The following is a 427-nucleotide window of genomic DNA, read 5'->3' as shown; positions in this document are numbered from 1 at the left end:
CGAAACCGCCACGGCCGCGCCCGAAAAGGGCGATCTCCGCCATGCGTGCCGGCAGCTCGGCAGGGCTCACCATTGACAGGGCATCGCGCACCAGGCTCGATGCGGTCGTGTTGAGCAGCGTGCCGGTCCCGGGCGGCGAAATCAGCAGGCGATTGTCCGCACGCTTCAGGCCCCTAACCACGTCAATCAGATGGGCTTCCGGTTTCTGCCCGAGCAGGGCCAGCTCGTCAGACAGTTCAAACGCCTTCGGCCACGGCAGGGGTGGCCGCACGAGGGCGTGCCGGGCCATGTTGTGGGGCCGCAGCTCGTTGCTGTCGGAGACGGCCAAGATCTGGGCGCCGGCACGGGCCAGATGCAGAGCGGTTTTCGATCCGACGCTGCCGCAGCCAACCAGGCTGAATGGCGGATAAGAGGGAGCTGCCGAACC

General features: G+C 67.2%; 1 pseudogene. It reads right to left on the bottom strand.

Going from position 1 to position 427, the window contains the following annotated elements:
- A pseudogene (locus EN738_RS35045) lies at positions 1 to 427 on the bottom strand (hypothetical protein); the annotation flags it as partial.

The sequence above is a fragment of the Mesorhizobium sp. M4B.F.Ca.ET.017.02.2.1 genome (genome assembly GCF_003998955.1).
Lineage (GTDB): Bacteria > Pseudomonadota > Alphaproteobacteria > Rhizobiales > Rhizobiaceae > Mesorhizobium > Mesorhizobium abyssinicae.
The sequence above is the reverse complement of the archived record's forward strand: the minus strand, read 5'-3'. Positions and strand labels throughout refer to the sequence as shown.